We start from the raw sequence: 18,597 nt of genomic DNA on the forward strand, positions 1-18,597 counted from the left end.
TCATCAAATACGATGAGCACCAACACAGAAATAACCCGGGCTGAAGACGCCGACGGCGGCATGGATTTGTTCGGCAAGTTCCTGTCGGTATGGGTAGCCCTGGCCATCATCGCCGGCGTGGCGCTCGGTCAGCTCGCACCAGTGGTACCCGAGACCCTGTCCCGTTTCGAATACGCGCAGGTCTCCATCCCCATCGCCATTCTGATCTGGGCGATGATTTTCCCGATGATGGCGCAGATTGATTTCAGTGCGGTGGTCGGTGTACGGAAAGAACCGAAAGGCCTGGCGATCACTACCATCGTCAACTGGCTGATCAAGCCCTTCACCATGTTTGCCATTGCCTGGTTCTTTCTGATGGTGGTGTTCGAGCCATGGATCGCGCCGGGACTGGCCAGCGAGTACCTGGCCGGGGCGATCCTGTTGGGTGCGGCGCCCTGCACCGCCATGGTGTTCGTGTGGAGCTTCCTGACCAAAGGCGATGCCGCCTACACTCTGGTGCAGGTATCGCTTAACGACATCATCATGCTGTTTGCCTTCGCGCCTATTGTTGTTTTCCTGCTGGGCATTTCCGACATCCAGGTGCCCTGGGATACCGTGCTGCTGTCCGTCGTCCTGTACATCGTGATTCCGCTAACAGCCGGCTACCTGACCCGTCGCGCCCTGATTTCGCGCCACGGTCAGCAGTGGTACGACGATGTCTTTATGAAGCGGCTCAGCCCGGTCACCCCGGCAGCGCTGATTGTCACTCTGGTACTGCTGTTCGCCTTCCAGGGCGAGGTAATCCTGAACAACCCCCTGCACATCGTGCTGATTGCCGTGCCGCTGATTGTTCAGACCTTCCTGATTTTCTTCCTGGCCTACGGCTGGGCGAGGCTGTGGAAAGTACGCCACTGTATCGCAGCGCCTGGCGCCATGATCGGTGCCAGCAACTTCTTCGAACTGGCCGTGGCCGCAGCCATCGCACTGTTCGGCCTGCAATCCGGCGCAGCGCTGGCCACCGTGGTTGGTGTGCTGGTGGAAGTACCGCTCATGCTGATGCTGGTCAAAATAGCTAATCGCACCCGGGACCGGTTTCCGGCATAAGCCGCAGAGGCCAGCGCCAGACTTCGGATCATGGCGCTGGCTTCACTCGCACTATCTGTTCAGCCCACCCCCACCCTGCTAATATCCCGCCCACATTTCTGACGCACCGAATCTGACGGAATCCACGCAATGGATGTTTTCCAGGCCCTTTTCCTTGGCCTTCTCCAGGGACTGACCGAATTCCTGCCCATCTCCAGCTCCGCTCACCTGATCCTCACCCCGGCGCTGTTCGGCTGGACCGATCAGGGCGTAGGCTTCGACCTGTCGGTGCACGTCGGGACCTTACTGGCGGTTGTGCTCTATTTCCGGAGGGATGTTTTTGGTATTGCCCGGGACGGACTGATTTCCGTCAGCCGCCGCAAAATCGTTGGCCAGGGCGCCCTTGCCTGGTACCTCGTCATCGGCACCATCCCTGCGGGCCTGGCCGGCCTGGCGTTGCTGGATATGATCGACAACGAACTGCGGGCGGTGGAAGTCATCTTCTTCACCACCCTGTTCTTCGGCCTGCTCCTCGGCCTTGCAGACTGGTTGCCCAAACGTCAGCGCACCCTCGACAAACTGAACTGGAAAGACGCCGTCCTGGTTGGCATCGCCCAGGCCATGGCCCTCGTCCCCGGCACCTCCCGTTCCGGCGTAACCATCACCGCCGGCCTGTTCCTGGGCATGACCCGCGAAACCGCCTCCAGGTTCTCATTCCTGTTGGCAATCCCCATCATCGTGCTGGCATCAGCCGTGAAACTGCTGGAAGTGGCAACTTCGGATGTGATCGTCGACTGGAGTGGTTTTCTGATTGGCGGGGTGACTTCATTCCTGATGGCCATTACCGCAATCCACTTCTTCCTTAAGTGGCTCAACAAGGTAGGCATGTGGCCGTACGTTATCTATCGGATTGTTCTGGCGGGTGTGATTTACGCAGTTCTGATGTAGGCCTGCTTACAATTAGCAGGCCTCGAGAGGCGCATAAGCCAGAACAAGCCACTTGGCGCCCTCATCAAAGTTCACCTGCACCCGAGTATGGTGCCCGGTGCCCTCCGAATTCATCACGATGCCCTCGCCAAACTTGGGATGGCGCACCCGCTGACCCAGGCTGAAACCGGATTGCTGGGCCGAATCCTGGCTGAACATGCTCTCATTCGGACGCGCCACCATAGCGGGGCGGGTCACTGTGTTGCGCAGCCGCACTTCCAGCAGACAGTCACCCGGAATCTCCCGGACAAACCGCGACAACGCATTGAACTTTTCCTGACCGTACAAACGCCGGGATTCGGCGTAAGTAAGCACCAGCTTTTTCATGGCCCGGGTGATGCCCACGTAGGCCAGGCGGCGCTCCTCTTCCATGCGACCAGGTTCTTCCAGGGACATGCCGTGGGGGAACAGCCCCTCTTCCACGCCCGCCAGGAAAACCAGGGGGAACTCCAGACCCTTGGCGGAATGCAGGGTCATTAACTGAACGCTGTCCTCATGGTCCTCGGCCTGGGATTCACCGGCATCCAGAGCCGCCTGAGCAATGAATTCCGACAGCGCGTCCACGCCGTCCTCCACCTCATAGTCAGACAACGCATTGACCAGTTCCTCGAGGTTCTCCACCCGGGCCTGGCCTTTCTCACCTTTTTCGCTGGCGTGATAGTCCTTCAGCCCGCTGTTTTCGATGGTCTGCTTCATCAGGCCATGCAACGAAGCATCGCCCACCATGTCGGAGAGGCCTTCGATGATCGCAATGAAAGACTGCAGCCCGGTTTTGGCCCGGCCTTTAACCTGCCCGGCTTCCAGCAGACGCTCGGCGGATTCCCACAATGAGATACTCTGCTCGGTCGCGTATTCCCGAAGCTCCGCCAGGCTCTTGGCGCCAATGCCACGGGGCGGCACGTTCACCACCCGCTCAAACGCCGCATCGTCGCGGCGATACTGGACCAACCGCAGATATGCCAGGGCGTTGCGGATTTCCTGACGATCATAGAATCGCAGGCCACCGTATACCCGGTAAGGAATGCCCTGGCGCATCAGCGATTCTTCCAGCACCCGGGACTGGGCGTTGGAGCGATAGAGAATCGCGGATTCACTGCGCAGGTTGCCGTCCTGCACCCAGGCAGAAATGCTGTCGGCAATGTAGTTGGCTTCGTCCTGCTCGTTGAACGCCGCGTACAGGCTGATCGGTTCGCCTTCCGGACCGTCGGTCCAGAGCTCCTTGCCCAGCCGGCCCTGGTTGTTGGCGATCACCGCGTTGGCCGCCTTCAGGATCATCTGGGTGGAGCGGTAATTCTGCTCCAGACGCACCAACCGGGCATTGGGGAAATCCCGCTGGTACTGCTGGATGTTTTCGACCTTGGCGCCCCGCCAGCCGTAGATAGACTGATCGTCGTCCCCCACCACCGTCATTGGCACGCGATTGCTGGCCAGCACCTGCAGCCAGGCATATTGAATGGTGTTGGTGTCCTGAAACTCGTCCACCAGGATATGCTGGAACCGGCTCTGGTAATGGGCCAGCAGCTCCGGACGATGCAGCCACAGTTCATGGGATCGCAGCAACAACTCGCCAAAATCCACCAGACCACCCTGCTGGCAGAGTTTTTCGTACTGGCGATAGATCTTCAGCATGATCGACAGGAAATGGTCGCCCGGATTCTCCTGGATGTGATCCGCCCGCAGCCCCTCGTCCTTCTGGCTACTGATAAACCACTGGGCCTGCTTCGGTGGCCACTTGCTCTCATCAATCTGGTTTTCCCGTATCACCCGCTTGATCAGTCGCAGCTGGTCGTCGCTGTCCAGAACCTGGAAGTTCTCCGGCAGCCCAGCATCTTTCCAGTGCGAACGCAGCAGTCGGTGCGCGATACCATGAAAGGTGCCGAACCAAAGGCCGCGGGCCGGAATGTCCATCATCTGCTCGATGCGGTAACGCATTTCCTTGGCGGCCTTGTTGGTGAAGGTCACCGCCAGGATTCCAGTGGGCGGCACCCGATCCACGGTCATCAACCAGGCGATCCTGTGCACCAGAACACGGGTTTTGCCACTTCCTGCGCCGGCCAGAACCAAAAGGTGATCGTTCTGAGCGGTAACAGCTTCACGCTGGGCATCGTTCAACGGATCGATGATGTGGGAGACGTCCATAAAGAATCGGTTCGCTACTGGTTAAATAAACAGGTTGTTGAGTATAACAGGAGAAAAGAGGGATTTCTTTGGGGTCTGGGTTAGCCCTTATCCAGGGAGGAACGCACGAGGGCGGGGCTCTGTTCAGGACACGCTACGAGCACATCCATGTGCGCTTGGCTGTGGCCATCCTTGGCCACAGACAGTCCTGAACAGAGCCCCGCCCCCGCGCTTATCTCGCTTTGGAGATGGCTTCTCTGTTAAAAACCTCTTGGTACAGTCTGCGCTTCTACAAACTCGAACAGACCTTCCAGGCCGCCTTCACGACCGATGCCGGAGGCCTTCATGCCACCGAACGGGGCTTCCGGCGTCGGGCCGGTGCCGGTGTTCCAGCCACAGTGGCCAAAGCGCAGGCCGGCAGCCACACGCTGGGCGCGTTCGGCATCGTTGGTGAACACGTAGGAGGCCAGGCCGAACTCGGTGTCGTTACCGGCTTCGATGACTTCCTCTTCCGTGCGGAACAGGGCCATGGGTACCAGCGGGCCGAAGGTTTCTTCCTGGTAGCAGGACATCTCCCGGTTCACACCGTGGACCACGGTGGGCGGGAAGAACAGGTCGTTACCCAGATCTTCCGGTTTCTTGCCGGCAACCAGGGTGGCGCCTTTTTCGAGGGCATCCTGGACGTGACGCTTGACCTTGTCGTAGCCAGCCTGGTTAATCAGGGGGCCGAGATCCACATCGCCGTTGATGCCGTCACCGACGGTCATTTTGTTGACCCGCTCGGCCAGTTTTTCACCGAAGGCATCGGCCACTTTCTCATGCACAAAAATCCGGTTGGCACAGACACAGGTCTGGCCGCCACCCCGGAATTTGTTGGCTATGAGGTTATCTGCCGCGGCATCCAGATCGGCGTCATCAAACACGATGAACGGCGCATTGCCGCCCAGCTCCAGGGCCAGTTTCTTGACCTGATCCGCGGTGTCTACGATCAGCTTGCGGCCCACTTCGGTGGAACCAGTAAAGCTGAGCATGGGCACGTCCGGGCTCTCGCAGAGAACCTTGCCGATCACGCTGGCTTTACCCATCACCAGGTTCACCATGCCGTCGGGTATGTCGGTGTGCTTATCCATCAGGCTGAACAGAGCAATCATGGTCAGCGGGGTTTCACTGGCCGGTTTGATCACCGAGGGACAGCCTGCCGCCAGCGCAGCGGAGAGCTTCTTCGCGATCATGCCAATGGGGAAGTTCCAGGGCGTAATCAGGCCGGTGACACCAATGGGGCGGTAGTGGACCGTCCAGGTACAGTCTTTCGGCTTTTCCGGAATGGTGTGGGCGTCGAGTGCCTGAATATGCTTGGAGCAGTAGTCGAAAAACCCGGCGGCATAATCTACTTCACCCTGGGCCTCCTGCAGCGGTTTGCCGTGCTCCATGCAGAGGATGCGGCCCACTTCTTCCTTGTTGGCCTTGAGCGCATCCCGGATGTCTTCCAGCCACTTGCGGCGGGTCTCGATGCTGTAGGGACTGATCAACCGCAGTGCCGACTTGCCGGAGGCAATAGCGGCGCTCACTTCATCTTCCGACATGGATGCGACCTGGGCGATCACCTTGCCCGTTGCCGGGTTGTAAACATCGAAGGTGTTGCCATGCTCATTATCAATCCAGCGACCACCGATATAGCCGGTCAGCTTTTCCAGCAGGGGTGACTCGATCATCTCGACTCCTCTTCTGTGATTGGCTCCGCCCCGTGTGGGGCGCAGTCCAGGTAATCTGGTTGCGTCAGTGTTTTATGTCTTTCATAGTGGATGTTGTATCCCGACCTGTAAAGTCAAGGGCAGGCTTTTGATCATCGCCTGAGTGTGCCTATACTCGGGGAATCAGACACCCAGGAGACCGAACAATGAAGGCATTTTTCCATCCCGCACAGGATGAGCATGTTCCACAGACCTACTTTACCCGGGGACAAATGCGCCAGCCCCAGGAGATTCCTGCTCGAACCGGCGAAATGCTGGGCGGACTGAAGGAAATGGGCATCTCTGTGCTGCAGCCTGCGGACCAGGGTGCGGGGCCGATCTCGAAAGTTCACGATCTTGGTTACCTGCGTTTTCTGGAATCCGCCCATCGGCGCTGGAAACAGATGGATGACTGGGGCGATGAGGTCATCTCGAATATCTTTGTACGTTCCCCCAATCACCTGACTGGCATACTGGCGGAGGCAGCCCGATACCAGGCCGATGGCAGTTGTCCGATTGGCGAGCACACCTGGCATGCCGCCTACTGGTCGGCCCAGAGTGCGCTGGGTGCCGCCGACGCGCTTATTGCCGGCGACCGCACGTCCTACGCGGTATGCCGCCCGCCGGGACACCATGCGCGCCGGGATGCCGCAGGCGGGTTCTGCTACCTGAACAATGCCGCCATTGCCGCCGAGCACATGAAAACACGGTTCCCCAGGATCGTAATTCTCGATACCGACATGCATCATGGCCAGGGCATCCAGGAAATCTTCTACGATCGAAGCGATGTGCTGTACATCTCTATCCATGGCGACACCACCAACTTCTACCCGGTCGTCAGCGGCTTTGAGAACGAACGTGGCGAAGGGGAAGGTTTTGGCTACAACATCAACATGCCGATGCCCCACGGTTCAACGGAAGAAGATTTCTTCGCAAAACTGGATGAAGCCCTGGCGGCCATCAAACTTTTCCAGCCGGATGCCCTGATCCTTGCCCTCGGCTTCGATATCTACAAGAACGATCCACAGGCCAAGGTGTCAGTCTCTTCCGAAGGGTTCTGCAAGCTCAGCACCCATGTGCGTCAGCTGGGGCTGCCGACGCTGGTAGTGCAGGAAGGCGGTTACGATCTGGAGGCTCTGAGCGAGAACGTCCAGCAGTTCTTCAAAGGTCTGGCAGGCTGACGCTTCAGGCTGCGGGCACGTATACCTTCACGTTTTCGTGCCCTTCGGCCTTCAGATGCCCGGCGTGCATGCGGCTCATGGTGCCGCGATCGCAGTACAACAGGTATTGCCGGTTCGCCGGCAGTTCTGGTATCTGCTGGTTCAGCTCATAGAATGGAATCTGCAGAATCTCGTTGTTGGTCAACATCAACGGTGACTGCTCGCCTTCCGAGGGGTGACGCACGTCGATGATCACATCATCCACCGAGGGTGTCTGCACGAGCTCCACTTCCTCTGGCGTTACCGTGGTTTCCAGCAACCGGTTTACCGGCGTTTCCTCACGTGCCTCAATGGCGTTTGCCAGAACCGCGGCGTCCATTTGGGCCTCGTCTTCTTCCACCCGGTGCAGCTTGGCCCGGGTGGCAGGCTTCTGGGAGATCACTCCGCAGTATTCAGGCATGGTTCGTGCGAAAGATTCCGTGCCGATTTCCCGCGCGATGCGGATAATGGATTCCTTGTCCATGGACACCAAAGGGCGCAGAACCACCTCGTCACTGGCCCTGTCTACCACGTTGAGGTTGCTCAGAGTCTGACTCGAAACCTGGGCCACTGCATCGCCGGTTACCACGCCCACTGAGTTGTTCTTGCGAGCAATCTCGGCAGCCGCCATCAGCATCTGGCGTTTCAGAACCACCCCCCAGTGACGGTGATTCACCGATCGCATGATTTCGGCAACCACGCCCTCGAAGGGTACCGAGATAAACTTGGCGCTGTGAGAGGCGCCATAACGGTCCCACAGGTAGTGCACCACCTGGCGAACACCCACCTCATGGGCCGTGCCTCCCAGGTTGAAAAACAGAAAATGACTGCGCAGGCCGCGACGCATCATCAGGTAGGCGGCCACCGAAGAGTCGTAGCCGCCGGAAATCAGAGTCAGCACATTCTCGACACTGCCCAACGGATAACCGCCAAGCCCCCGATGTCTGCGATGGGCAATATGGAACTGGTCGCCGTGCACCTCAATGCGTACCTCGACCTCGGGTGATTTCAGATCAACACCCCGGGCCCCGGATGCCTGCATGAGGGCGGCTCCGACGGTACGCTCAAGATCAATGGAGCGGAAGCTGTGTTCGCCATGCCGACGGGCCCTGACGGCAAACGTCTTGCCATTCAGACGCTCCGAAAAAGCCGCTACCGCCTTTTCCGCAACATCCTCAAGACTGACAAAGGGGAATGCCCCGATCTCCTGAATGGTGGAGATGCCCGGAATACGCAGGAGTGCCTCGATGACAGGCCCGGACAGGCTACGCCCGTCGGGCACAGCCACGTCTACCCGATCCCAACTGCCCTCAACGCGGATTTCAGGATCCAGCCGTGCCAGCAGTTTGCGAATGTTCTGCCGCAGATGACGCATTTGCTGACGGCGTACGGGTTTGCTCTTGATAGCAACTTCCGGAGCGGGACGAATAAGCAGTTTCATAAATCGGAATTTTGTCGGGTGGCGTATTGTACTGAAAGGCCTTAGTCTACCCTTTTGAATGCGTGCCTCAAAATCGGGCATTTCCGCAACATCCAGGAGTTTCACCGTTAATGCAGGAAACCACCATCAATGCCCTCGTCTCACCAGAGGGCAGCCTTGAAATTCTCTCCAATCATGAGGTCAACCGCCTCAAGGACCGCAGCGAAGGCGGCCTTTACCGGCTGTTTCGCCAATGCGCGCTGGCGGTTCTCAATACCGGCATCGAGACTGACGACTGCAAGGCATTGATGGAATCCCATGCCGACTTTGATGTCCGCCTGGTACCGCAGCCCCGGGGCCTCAAACTGGAACTGATCAATGCGCCCGGCCATGCCTTTGTTGATGGCGAAATGCTGAGGGCGATCCGCGAGCACCTGTTCTCGGTTTTACGAGACATTATCTACTCGCATTCGATCCCTCAGACAGCCGCCGGTTTTCGCCGGGATGATCCGGAGGACCTGACCAATTACGTGTTCCACATTCTCCGCAACGCCCGGGTGCTGCAGGCGGGAAGACAACCAGACCTCGTGGTCTGCTGGGGTGGCCACTCCATCGGACATGAAGAATACCAGTACAGCAAGGATGTTGGTCATCAGCTGGGGCTCAGGGCCCTGAGCATCTGCACCGGATGTGGCCCGGGTGCCATGAAAGGCCCCATGAAAGGCGCCACCATTGGCCACGCCAAGCAGCGGGTCAAGAACGGCCGCTACATCGGGATTACAGAACCCGGCATCATTGGCGCAGAAGCCCCAAACCCGATCGTCAATGAACTGGTCATCATGCCGGACATTGAAAAGCGCCTGGAAGCCTTCGTCCGCTGCGGTCACGGCGTGATTGTATTCCCGGGCGGTGTAGGCACCGCCGAGGAAATTCTCTACCTGCTCGGAATCCTGCTGCATCCGGACAATGCGGATCTGCCCTTCCCGGTGGTATTTACTGGCCGGCAAGAAAACGCAGAATACTTCGAGATGATCGACAAGTTCATCCGGAATGCCCTCGGGGATGAGGCTGCGAGCAAGTACGAGATCATCATCGACGATCCGGTGCGAGTGGCCCAGACCATGAAAAAAGGAATGAAGGAGGTCGAGACGTTCCGGCGTGCCATGCAGGATGCCTATTATTTCAACTGGATGCTGAAGATCGACCCGGTGTTTCAGCTACCGTTCGAACCCAATCACGACAACATGCGTGCGCTGGAACTTCATCGGGACCAGCCTGTGCACCTGATCGCTGCAAATTTGCGCAAGGCGTTCAGTGGCATCGTTGCCGGTAACGTCAAGGAAGGCGGTATTCGGCAGGTTCAGGAGAAAGGGCCGTTCGAGATCGCCGGAGATCCGAGCCTGATCAAACCACTGGAGGCAATGCTGGAGCAGTTTGTGGCCCAGAACCGGATGAAGCTTCCGGGATCATCTGCCTACAAACCGAGCTATCGCATCGTCAGCGGAGCGGCCTGAGCCGCTTCGCTGACACAGCGGGATCTTACTTGCCGCCGTCCGCGGGCAGACTGGCATAGTAGGCCGCCAGATTGGCGATATCGGTGTCACTCAGGCCAGTGGCCTGGCCCTGCATGATGGCCGCCTGGCCGCCGGACCGCTGCTTGTTCTTGTAGGCTTTCAGGGCAGAGACCAGATACTGCTCGTTCTGGCCCGCCAGATTCGGATAGGTCGGAATCTGGGCGATACCATTCTGGCCATGGCAAGCAGCACAAACAGCCGCCTTGGCTTTGCCAGCTTCAGGGTCGCCAGCAGAAACTACAGCAGGCACAGCAGCGCCAAGCGCAAAAATTCCCGCAACAGCGTAGTGTTTCAGATTCATTGTTATTACCCTCTCATCGTCATTTTCCAGATTTTAAGGCCGGTTCGGAGGCCGGGCACTAAACTGACTTGCACTTATAGCACAGAGCGGGGCAACCTCAAATGCGATAGGTCAAGGACATCTTTTCGACGTTTGTCCTCTTTCCTGTTCTGGCTATTAGGGTGAAAGTACGTTCGATTCCGTATCCAAGATTGATTTAATTCTCCGGAGAAAACGCCAATGTCTGTAGAGGCCGAGGAACTTGCATGCCGCGAAGGGCACATGGGTGTTCTGACACTGAACTCCCCGGGCACTCTCAACGCGCTTTCCGAACACATGATCGAGCAGATCCAGGACATCCTGGACCGCTGGGCCAATGATGACCGAATCTGCATCGTGGTCATTCAGGGCGCCGGTGAGAGAGCCTTTTGCGCCGGCGGTGATATCCGCGAACTCTATGATGCAATTCTCGATGGGCAAGAGCCGGAGAAACCGGTACGGTTTTTCAGCCGGGAATACCGGATGGATTACAACATCCATCGCTTCCCAAAGCCGGTGCTGGGTATAGCCCACGGCGTGGTGATGGGCGGCGGTCTTGGTGTGTTCTCAGGCTGCCGGTATCGGCTGGTTACACCCGATGTCACGCTGGCAATGCCCGAGATCACGATCGGGCTGTTTCCGGATGTGGGTGCCAGCTGGTTTCTGAAACGGCTGCCAGGAAGGCTGGGGCTGTTCATGGGGCTGACCGGCGCCCGTTTGAACGTCAGCGATACGCTGCGGGTTGGTCTCGCCGACATGGCCATCCTGCCGGAGGACCGGGATCGCCTGCTTGACCGACTGGCCTCGGAACGCTGGACCGGCCAAACCGCCGCCGATGACAATCGACTGTTCAGGTTACTCAACCAGATCCAGACACCGGATTACCGGACACTGCCACCCAGTCACCTCGCCCGGCACGAACAGCGGATTGCCAGGCTGAGCGCCGGCGATGAACTTCCGGACATCGTTGATCAACTGCTTGCAGCGGAGGTTGACTGCGACTGGTGGCATGCGTGTATGAACACGCTCAGAAACGGATGCCCGGTCTCTGCATGGCTGGTCTGGACCCAGTTACAGAAAGCGCAGCAAATGTCCCTGAAGGACGCCTTCCGCATGGAACTGGCGATGGTTTCCGAATGCATCCGCCGGCCTGATCTGGCAGAGGGAATCCGGGCTCTGGCTATCGACAAGGACCGTCAGCCAAAATGGAGTTACCCGAGCGTGGCCGATGTGCCGGAAGACGTGGTTGCGGCTCATTTCACCCCGGAGTGGGATGACGAGACGGATCCGATGGGCCTGGAGTAAGCCGGTCGGCGCTAGAACTCGGCGCCCGCCTGCACCAGCAACATTTCCAGATCCCGATTGTTGGTGGCGCGGGCAACGTCAAGTGCCGTTTGGCCATCGCTCGCCTCGTAATTGACGTCGGCTCCGGCCGCCACCAGCCTCTCCGCCGTCAGCAAATCCCCGTTGGCCACGATTTTCATCAGCAGGGATTCGCCCCCCTGACTCACGTTGACGTTGGCACCGGCTGCCACCAATACCTTCACCACCGACAGATGGCCGTTTTCCGCCGCCCGCATCACGGGGGTATACCCGTACTGGTCACTGGTGTTCACATCGGCGCCGGCCGACAACAACAGCTGCACGCGCCGCTTTTCACCATTCCCGGCGGCTGAAACCAGCAGTGCATCCGCCTCGGCCAGGGCCTCGGGGCTCAGAGCAACCGGTTGGTTCGGGGAGGCGCAGGCGGACAGGAAAACAACAAGCGGAAGTAATATCAGCAAAAAACGGAAGGCGCCGGTTCCCTTGGCCATAACAAACAGTCTCTGTGGATCTCGTTGAAAGGATACGAGAGCCCATTCTGGGCAGACACCGGCGGAAATTAAATCGAGCGAGTCACAAACCCGGGCCATCCTTCAAAAGATCACGCACCACCTGTCGCAGACGATCTTCGCCTTCTCTCTGGCCCAGGCAAAGCCTGTCCGCCTGCAGCGCGGACCAGAGCCGCCCCTGAAGAACACCCTGGCACCAGACCGCAAGCGCCTCATGGCTTTTCAGCCACGCCATGATCCCCGGCACCTGACTCAGCTTCCGCAATACCGGGACAGTAACCTGAAAGCCACGATGCCCATTGGCGAAATTGCGGAGATCCCGCAAATCATCCTTGTCCAGCGTCGGCCCGGTGGGCAGATCGGCGGTTATCCCGGCCAGCAATGTTGGCTCCAGCCCCTGCCAGTTGCCGGGCAAGAGAGTAAGCCAATGATCGGCCAGGCGGTTGCGGATGCGTTCTTCCAGGTCGCGACCAGCCTGCGAAAAGCCGGCCACCATCTGCAGTGGGTATTCGCCACTGGATGCTTCCTGCTGCAAGCCAACCCTGACAACATGCAGACCGCAGGTCTGCCAAAACGCGAGCAGGTCAGCGCTGCCACCGAAGCTGGTTCCGAGGTAATCAACATCCTGCTCGGCGGCATACGCCCTGGCAGCCTGCACCATGCATTGGCCAATGCCCGCGCGTCTGACCTCGTCTGATACTGCAATGCGGACAACCCTCAGACCCCGCAGGACCGCGGCCTCGGGATAGCCGCTGTGGCTGGCCAACGATTGCGGCAGCAGATGGCCCCGTATTCGCCGGGTACCCAGACTGACCTGCTCTGCCAGCTCAGCCGGAAGGCCACCTTCGAGCGCGCACCAGAGCACACCAACCGTCTGATCGCCAATTCGCGCGCGCCAGCTACGGGCGGCCGGGTCATCCAGCCACTGCCTCAGATCAGCGGGGCTGGTCCGGTAATGGGCATCCACCAGCAACCCAAAGGCGCGGGACAGGGCTCCGTCACTTGCCGCTGCCGGCTCCCAGGGTTCGATGACCAGCTCCCCGGCGCTGTATTCAGTTTTCCCGGGCAAGCGACCACCGTCGGCAGCCAGCAGAAAGAGTCGGGTGATCAGGGCTTCCAGCGGATCGTTCAGGGCCCAGCGTACCGGCTCGCTCAACGTTACCGACTGCCACTGGGGCGTTGATTGATCAAGGACCTGCCGAAAACGAATGGCAAAGCCCCGGCCGGCCCCTTCGTAACCATGGACCGTGGTGGCGAACGCCACTCTCGGCCAGCCGAGCAGAGCCGATTTCAGCAGCGGCGCCGGAATCGCTGCTGCCTCATCCACCAGGACCACTTCGGCTTCCGGCCGCAAAGCCAGCAAGTCACGCACCGGCATAAACCTCAGGCGGCCACCGGTTCGGGAGGCGAGTATCCCCGGGCTGGCTTCGGCCAATTCGTCCCCGAGAGACTCACGGGCGTGGCGAAAGAGGGTCTCCACATTCTGCTCCGAGGGCGCGGTAACCACGATGTCCTGCCTGCCTTGGCGCAACAATTCGGCTGCAGCCATACCCATCGCCGCAGATTTGCCACGGCCCCGGTCCGCCGTCACTACCAGCGGCCGGCGCCGGCGGCCCAGGCCAAAACGGACGAGGCGCTGAACCAATTGTTCCTGATCCCGGGTGGCGGCGATTCGAAAGCGTTTCTCAGGCAGGGGCGGAACCGGCGGCCGTGATTCCGGACGGTCGGGTGACACCCGGATGACCGCATCATCGTCGGCAAGCAGGTCGGCCATGCGGGCAGCAAACGGATGGTTCGGACCATGCTCCAGACCGGTTCTCGAGTAATCGGGATCCGCAAAGCGGGACCACTCTGCCAGCGGCGGCATCAGCCAGAACAGCAGGCCGCCGGCGGTGAGTACGCCTGAGAGCGCGGCAAAGGCATCCGGCGGATTACCCTGCCAGCCATCCCAGACAATAAGCGAGACTTCACGCCCGAGCCACTTCCGGGCCCCGGAAGGCGTGACCCGGGTCAGCCGGGTATCGGGGCTGTGATCCGCCGGTCCCGTCCAGAGGCCGCTCTGTATTTCCAGCCCGGGTAACAGACCGGAAAGCCACCTGAGGTTCTGTTCCCGATCACCCTCAAGCAGAACCAGTCGGCGTTCACCGTTGGCGGTGAGGCTGTCCTGCAGGGCACGCCATGCGGACGGATCCGCTTTGGCATCGGGTCCGGAATGGCTCATCAGCTAAGGTCGGCACCATGAGACTTGAGGTCGTCCAGGGCGCATTTTTCAAGGGCAGCCCGATGGGTGGCCCGCAGTCGAACCCTGGGGGCACAGCCGGCTTCAAAGGCTTCCTGCCAGCGGCCGGCACACAGGCACCAGCTATCGCCCGCTTTCAGGCCTTCGAAACCGAATTCAGGCCTGGGGGTGCTGAGGTCGTTGCCCTGGGCTTTGGAGAATTCGAGGAATTCGTCGGTTACCACGGCGCAGACGGCGTGCAGGCCAAAATCATCCGGGCCGACGTTGCAGCAGCCATCGCGGTAAAAGCCGGTGATCGGGTCTTTGCCGCAGGTTTCGAGTTTTTCGCCAAGTACGTTTACCGATTCGGACATTTCCATGTTTAAGACCCTTTCGCTCTCATGTTTTGATCGTAATTATGCGGGAGCGGTATCCGCTCTACCAGCAGGCCGTTAAAATACCGGCCATGCCGACCGAACCCCAAATTCCTGAGACCACCAACCTTCCGGACTTCCTCACCGATGAGCAGCGGGCGATTATCACCGCGGGCTATGAGCATTCGGTGATTACCGCCGTAGCCGGCAGTGGCAAGACGTCGACGCTGGCCTGGCGAATCCGGTATCTGCTGGAACAGGGCCACGATCCGGACCGGATGCTGGTGTTGATGTTCAACCGCAGCGCCCGGGTGGATTTCGAGCGCAAGCTGCAGGAGGTGTGCGCCCGGAGCGGGCTGGCGCTGCCAGAGATACGGACGTATCACGCCATGGGCTTGAGGTTGTACAAGAGGTTTGTTCGGGAGGGCTATCTGCCGGGGTTTTCGGACAAAATCCTGACCGAGCAGGAGATCAGCTTCCAGGCCTGGCAGTTGACCCGACGGCTGGCGCCGGAGGATCTGGCGGATGAGATACGGCGCAACAAGAAGGATTTTGTCGAGACGGCGACGGGGTTTATTGATCTGGTAAAGACAACGCTGTCACCGGCGGAGATCGTGTTTGAGGAGTTGGGGTATTCGGACAAGCACAAGTACCTCATTGATCTGTTCCACAGCTTCGAGCAGTGGCGTAAAAGCCAGGGCCGGATCAGTTATGCCGACATGCTGTACGAGCCGGTGATGGCGATTCACCAGAATCCGCCGTTGCAGCGGCTGGTGGGCAACAAGATGGATCTGATTCTGGTGGATGAGTACCAGGACACCAATGAAATCCAGCACCTGCTGCTGCGCTACGTGGCTGGAGACCGGGCCCGGGTGACGGTTGTTGGCGACCCGGACCAGACGATCTACGAGTTCCGGGGCGCAAAGCCCGAGTTTATTCTCAAGCGGTTCAGCGATGAGTTCGAAAGCCCGCTGGAGCAGACGCTCAGCTATACCTTCCGGTACGGCCATCGCGTCGCTTTGCTCGCCAACCATCTGATCTGCCACAACACCGGTCGCAAGGATGTGCTTTGCCATTCCCACGCTTCCACACCCGGCACGGAGATCACCCTGCATCGGTCGGAAAGCGATGCCGATGCCGTGCTTCAAATTCTTCAGGGCCAACCGGAACCGGCTCTGGCAGGCACGGCCATACTGTTCCGGGTCTGGAGTCAGAGTGTCCCTATCGAGCTGAAGTTGCTGGCTCGTCAGATTCCCTACCGGATTGATGCCGGCAAGGGCGCGCTGTTCAGCCGGGAAGTTCAGGCGATCACTGCCCTTCTGATGGTGGTGACCGGGAAACTGGAAAACCTGCCGGACGAGGATCGCCTGGAGCTGGCACGGCAGTTGTTGCGCTTTCCTCATGTGGGTCTGAAAGAGCCGGAGCTGGAGCAGTTGGCGCGTTTCCTGGCAGGATTTTCCAGTGGCTGGCACGAGCGTCTGCTGGCGATGGACTTCGACGCGCTGGCGCCCATGGCCGCCCGCAAGCTCCGGAAACTCGGCGAAGTGCTTGCCCAACTGCGCAGCTACGGAGGTCCGGTTGCAGGACTGATCAGCGTCTATGCCGAGCACACTGATCTTTACGAGGGCATCCGCAGCCTGGCGCTGACGCATGAGAGTGCCGAGGAACGGATCGATACGATACAAGGATTCCGGCAGTACCTTAAAAGCCTTGATGTCACAGCTGAAGGCGCCTTGGAACACCTGAAAACCCTCAAACAACAGGCGGGAGAAAAACAGCAGGGTGGGGTGCTGCTCTCAACGATTCACCGCACCAAGGGTCTGGAATGGCCAACAGTTATCATTCCCGGACTACAGGAGAAATACCTGCCGTACAGCCCCCGCCCCCAGGACAATGCCAGAGCATTTCTGGAAAGCGAGCGACGGCTGCTGTATGTGGCCATGACACGCACACGCCAGCAGCTGCACCTGATCACCCGACCGGCCAGCAAGCAACCGCACCTGGACGGCGATCTGGGCCCAAGCCGTTTCGTGGAAGAGTGCTGCTTTGAGCTTGCCGAGGAATTCGGTCGCTGGCTGGATGATCGATCTCCGGCAGAAACATCAACCATTCGGTTAACTGCCCCCCTGACACCGGTCAGCCAGCGTTACGCCGACCGGGAGAGCGTCACCCTTGAGGGCCAGGCGGCAACATTCGAAAACTCAACGGAACCACTCTGGCATCAAAAACGTCTTGGCCACGCGATCTTTGGTCCTGGCTCGGTGGTCGCCGAAGATGAGAATTCTTTCGAGGTACATTTCGACAACGGCGAGGTGCTTAACTTCAGTAAAAAGAGCGCGCATCTGTATTTTTCCGCTCTGGCCTGAAACGACCTCGGGGTCGTAAAGGTCAACTGGGTACAATTGCGGACGTAACAATCCGTATCATTTTTTTGTCTTTTTTGGCTTACTAGCCTAAATTCCGGGTATACAAGCACTTTTCATGAAGAAGTGCGGTACCACAACGACAATGAACAGGAGGTTCTGCATGAACGTCATGCGTCCGATTTCCGCGGCTGTACTGGCCGCTACCCTGGCAACCCCGGCCATGGCCGATCGTCAGGAAACCGTTTACATCAACCCGTTTGCAGGTTTTCAGCTGTTTGACGACAAGCGCGATCTGAGCGAAACCGGCACCTTCGGCGTTGGTGTGGAATACCGCTTCCGTCCCCACTGGTCGGTGGAGGCGCTTTACTCACGTGCCGATGCAGACCGCAAATACGTGCCGGGCGAATCGGAATTTGATGAAGTTCGGGTTGACGGTACGTATTACTTTGCAGGGCCGGACGAAGCCTGGAACCCATACGTTTCTCTGGGCGCAGGCCATGCAGACTTTGGTTCGGACAACAGTGGCGTTCGCACCGCGGGCAGCAACCATGACGAAACCCGGGTGAACGTGGGTACCGGCTTCCGCTACAACATCAGCGACGCCGTATCACTGCGCGGCGACCTCCGTGAATTCCACGGCATTGATGAAAGCACCTTCGACACTCAGGTCTCTCTGGGCATCAGTTTTGCTTTTACCCGCACCGTGGCACAAGCCTCCCCGGCGCCTGCGCGTCCGTCAGATGCTGATGGCGACGGCGTTCCCGATTCCCGGGACCAGTGCCCCGGCACCCCGGCAGGCGCAACCGTTGACAGCAATGGCTGCGAACCGGATTCGGATCGAGACGGCGTGGCCGACAGTCGTGACCAGTGCCCAGACACACCGCGCGGTGCGGAAGTAAACAGCCGTGGCTGTGAGCTGGACAGCGATAATGACGGCGTTGTGAATAGTCAGGATCTTTGCCCAGACACAACTGCGGGTGCTGAGGTCGACGAAACCGGCTGTGAAGGTGTCGTTGAGACCATCCAGACGTTCACTATCGAAGTGAATTTCCCGACCAACAGCTCGGTGATTGGGAACGCCTATGACAGTGAAATCAGTCGAGTCGCTGACTTCATGAAAGAAAATCCGGAAACCATCGTGGAAATTGCCGGTCACTCTGACAGCCGCGGTGACGCGGACTACAACCAGTTCCTGTCCCAGCGTCGCGCTGAAGCAGTTGCCGGTCGTCTGACCGGGCCTCTGGGTGTTGATCCGGCACGAGTGGAAGCCGTAGGTTACGGTGAGGAGCAGCCGATCGCGTCCAACAACACAGCGGACGGCCGAGCTGCCAACCGCCGGGTTGAAGCGCGCATTCAGGTTCGCCGTTAATTGAAGGTTTTTACCTGAGTGGTTTGAAA

Annotated in this window: 14 protein-coding genes; 7 read left to right on the forward strand and 7 right to left on the reverse strand. The window is 59.2% G+C overall.

The window, feature by feature from the left end; genetic code table 11:
- Positions 1-12 precede the first annotated feature (12 nt).
- Positions 13-1,083, forward strand: a complete 1,071-nt coding sequence (gene arsB / locus ACGK9W_RS15165) for an ACR3 family arsenite efflux transporter (RefSeq protein ID WP_273018403.1) — start codon at positions 13-15, stop codon at positions 1,081-1,083.
- A 129-nt stretch (positions 1,084-1,212) separates the two neighbouring features.
- Entirely contained in the window at positions 1,213-2,010 is a 798-nt protein-coding gene (locus tag ACGK9W_RS15170; RefSeq protein ID WP_008172985.1) for an undecaprenyl-diphosphate phosphatase, read from the forward strand.
- Between the two features lie 12 nt (positions 2,011-2,022).
- On the opposite strand, the gene uvrD is transcribed toward ACGK9W_RS15170, so the two are convergent.
- Together uvrD and ACGK9W_RS15180 are read right to left on the reverse strand one after the other, a co-directional pair.
- A complete protein-coding gene (gene uvrD / locus ACGK9W_RS15175; protein WP_405417364.1) occupies positions 2,023-4,188 on the reverse strand; it encodes a DNA helicase II in 2,166 nt (721 codons plus the stop codon).
- Positions 4,189-4,427: 239 nt separating this feature from the next.
- The gene (locus ACGK9W_RS15180; RefSeq protein ID WP_405417366.1) at positions 4,428-5,879 is read right to left on the reverse strand and encodes an NAD-dependent succinate-semialdehyde dehydrogenase; all 1,452 of its coding nucleotides are present in this window, start codon (positions 5,877-5,879) and stop codon (positions 4,428-4,430) included.
- Between the two features lie 185 nt (positions 5,880-6,064).
- On the opposite strand from ACGK9W_RS15180, the gene ACGK9W_RS15185 reads away from it, so the two are divergent.
- Positions 6,065-7,078, forward strand: a complete 1,014-nt coding sequence (locus ACGK9W_RS15185; RefSeq protein WP_405417368.1) for a histone deacetylase family protein — start codon at positions 6,065-6,067, stop codon at positions 7,076-7,078.
- Positions 7,079-7,082: 4 nt separating this feature from the next.
- Here ACGK9W_RS15185 and thiI read toward each other — a convergent pair whose 3' ends face one another.
- Complete coding sequence (thiI, locus tag ACGK9W_RS15190) at positions 7,083-8,537, reverse strand: tRNA uracil 4-sulfurtransferase ThiI (RefSeq protein WP_405417370.1); 1,455 nt, start codon at positions 8,535-8,537, stop codon at positions 7,083-7,085.
- A gap of 110 nt (positions 8,538-8,647) precedes the next feature.
- Between thiI and ppnN the strand changes: the two genes are divergently transcribed.
- On the forward strand, positions 8,648-10,030 hold the full coding sequence (gene ppnN, locus ACGK9W_RS15195) for a nucleotide 5'-monophosphate nucleosidase PpnN (protein WP_008172994.1): 1,383 nt from the start codon (positions 8,648-8,650) through the stop codon (positions 10,028-10,030).
- Positions 10,031-10,055: 25 nt separating this feature from the next.
- Here ppnN and ACGK9W_RS15200 read toward each other — a convergent pair whose 3' ends face one another.
- Positions 10,056-10,391, reverse strand: a complete 336-nt coding sequence (locus tag ACGK9W_RS15200) for a c-type cytochrome (RefSeq protein WP_008172995.1) — start codon at positions 10,389-10,391, stop codon at positions 10,056-10,058.
- A 219-nt stretch (positions 10,392-10,610) separates the two neighbouring features.
- Between ACGK9W_RS15200 and ACGK9W_RS15205 the strand changes: the two genes are divergently transcribed.
- On the forward strand, positions 10,611-11,714 hold the full coding sequence (locus tag ACGK9W_RS15205) for an enoyl-CoA hydratase/isomerase family protein (RefSeq protein ID WP_008172996.1): 1,104 nt from the start codon (positions 10,611-10,613) through the stop codon (positions 11,712-11,714).
- Between the two features lie 11 nt (positions 11,715-11,725).
- On the opposite strand, the gene ACGK9W_RS15210 is transcribed toward ACGK9W_RS15205, so the two are convergent.
- The 3 genes from ACGK9W_RS15210 to ACGK9W_RS15220 all read right to left on the reverse strand — a co-directional run bounded on the left by ACGK9W_RS15210 (position 11,726) and on the right by ACGK9W_RS15220 (position 14,839).
- Complete coding sequence (locus ACGK9W_RS15210; RefSeq protein WP_008172997.1) at positions 11,726-12,223, reverse strand: ankyrin repeat domain-containing protein; 498 nt, start codon at positions 12,221-12,223, stop codon at positions 11,726-11,728.
- A gap of 82 nt (positions 12,224-12,305) precedes the next feature.
- Positions 12,306-14,462: a tRNA(Met) cytidine acetyltransferase TmcA gene (locus tag ACGK9W_RS15215; protein WP_405417373.1), complete on the reverse strand. Its 2,157-nt coding sequence runs from the start codon at positions 14,460-14,462 to the stop codon at positions 12,306-12,308.
- The gene (locus ACGK9W_RS15220; RefSeq protein ID WP_008173000.1) at positions 14,462-14,839 is read right to left on the reverse strand and encodes a DUF2237 family protein; all 378 of its coding nucleotides are present in this window, start codon (positions 14,837-14,839) and stop codon (positions 14,462-14,464) included. The genes ACGK9W_RS15215 and ACGK9W_RS15220 overlap by 1 nt, the downstream gene beginning before the upstream one ends.
- Positions 14,840-14,877: 38 nt before the next feature.
- Between ACGK9W_RS15220 and ACGK9W_RS15225 the strand changes: the two genes are divergently transcribed.
- Both ACGK9W_RS15225 and ACGK9W_RS15230 read left to right on the forward strand, forming a co-directional pair.
- Complete coding sequence (locus tag ACGK9W_RS15225; protein WP_405417375.1) at positions 14,878-17,199, forward strand: ATP-dependent helicase; 2,322 nt, start codon at positions 14,878-14,880, stop codon at positions 17,197-17,199.
- Positions 17,200-17,359: 160 nt separating this feature from the next.
- Positions 17,360-18,568 (forward strand): OmpA family protein, encoded by a 1,209-nt coding sequence (locus ACGK9W_RS15230; RefSeq protein ID WP_405417377.1) that lies wholly within the window; start codon positions 17,360-17,362, stop codon positions 18,566-18,568.
- The last annotated feature ends 29 nt before the right edge of the window (positions 18,569-18,597 follow it).

Origin of the sequence: Marinobacter flavimaris, from assembly GCF_045057155.1 — a bacterium.
Taxonomy (GTDB): Bacteria; Pseudomonadota; Gammaproteobacteria; order Pseudomonadales; family Oleiphilaceae; genus Marinobacter; species Marinobacter manganoxydans.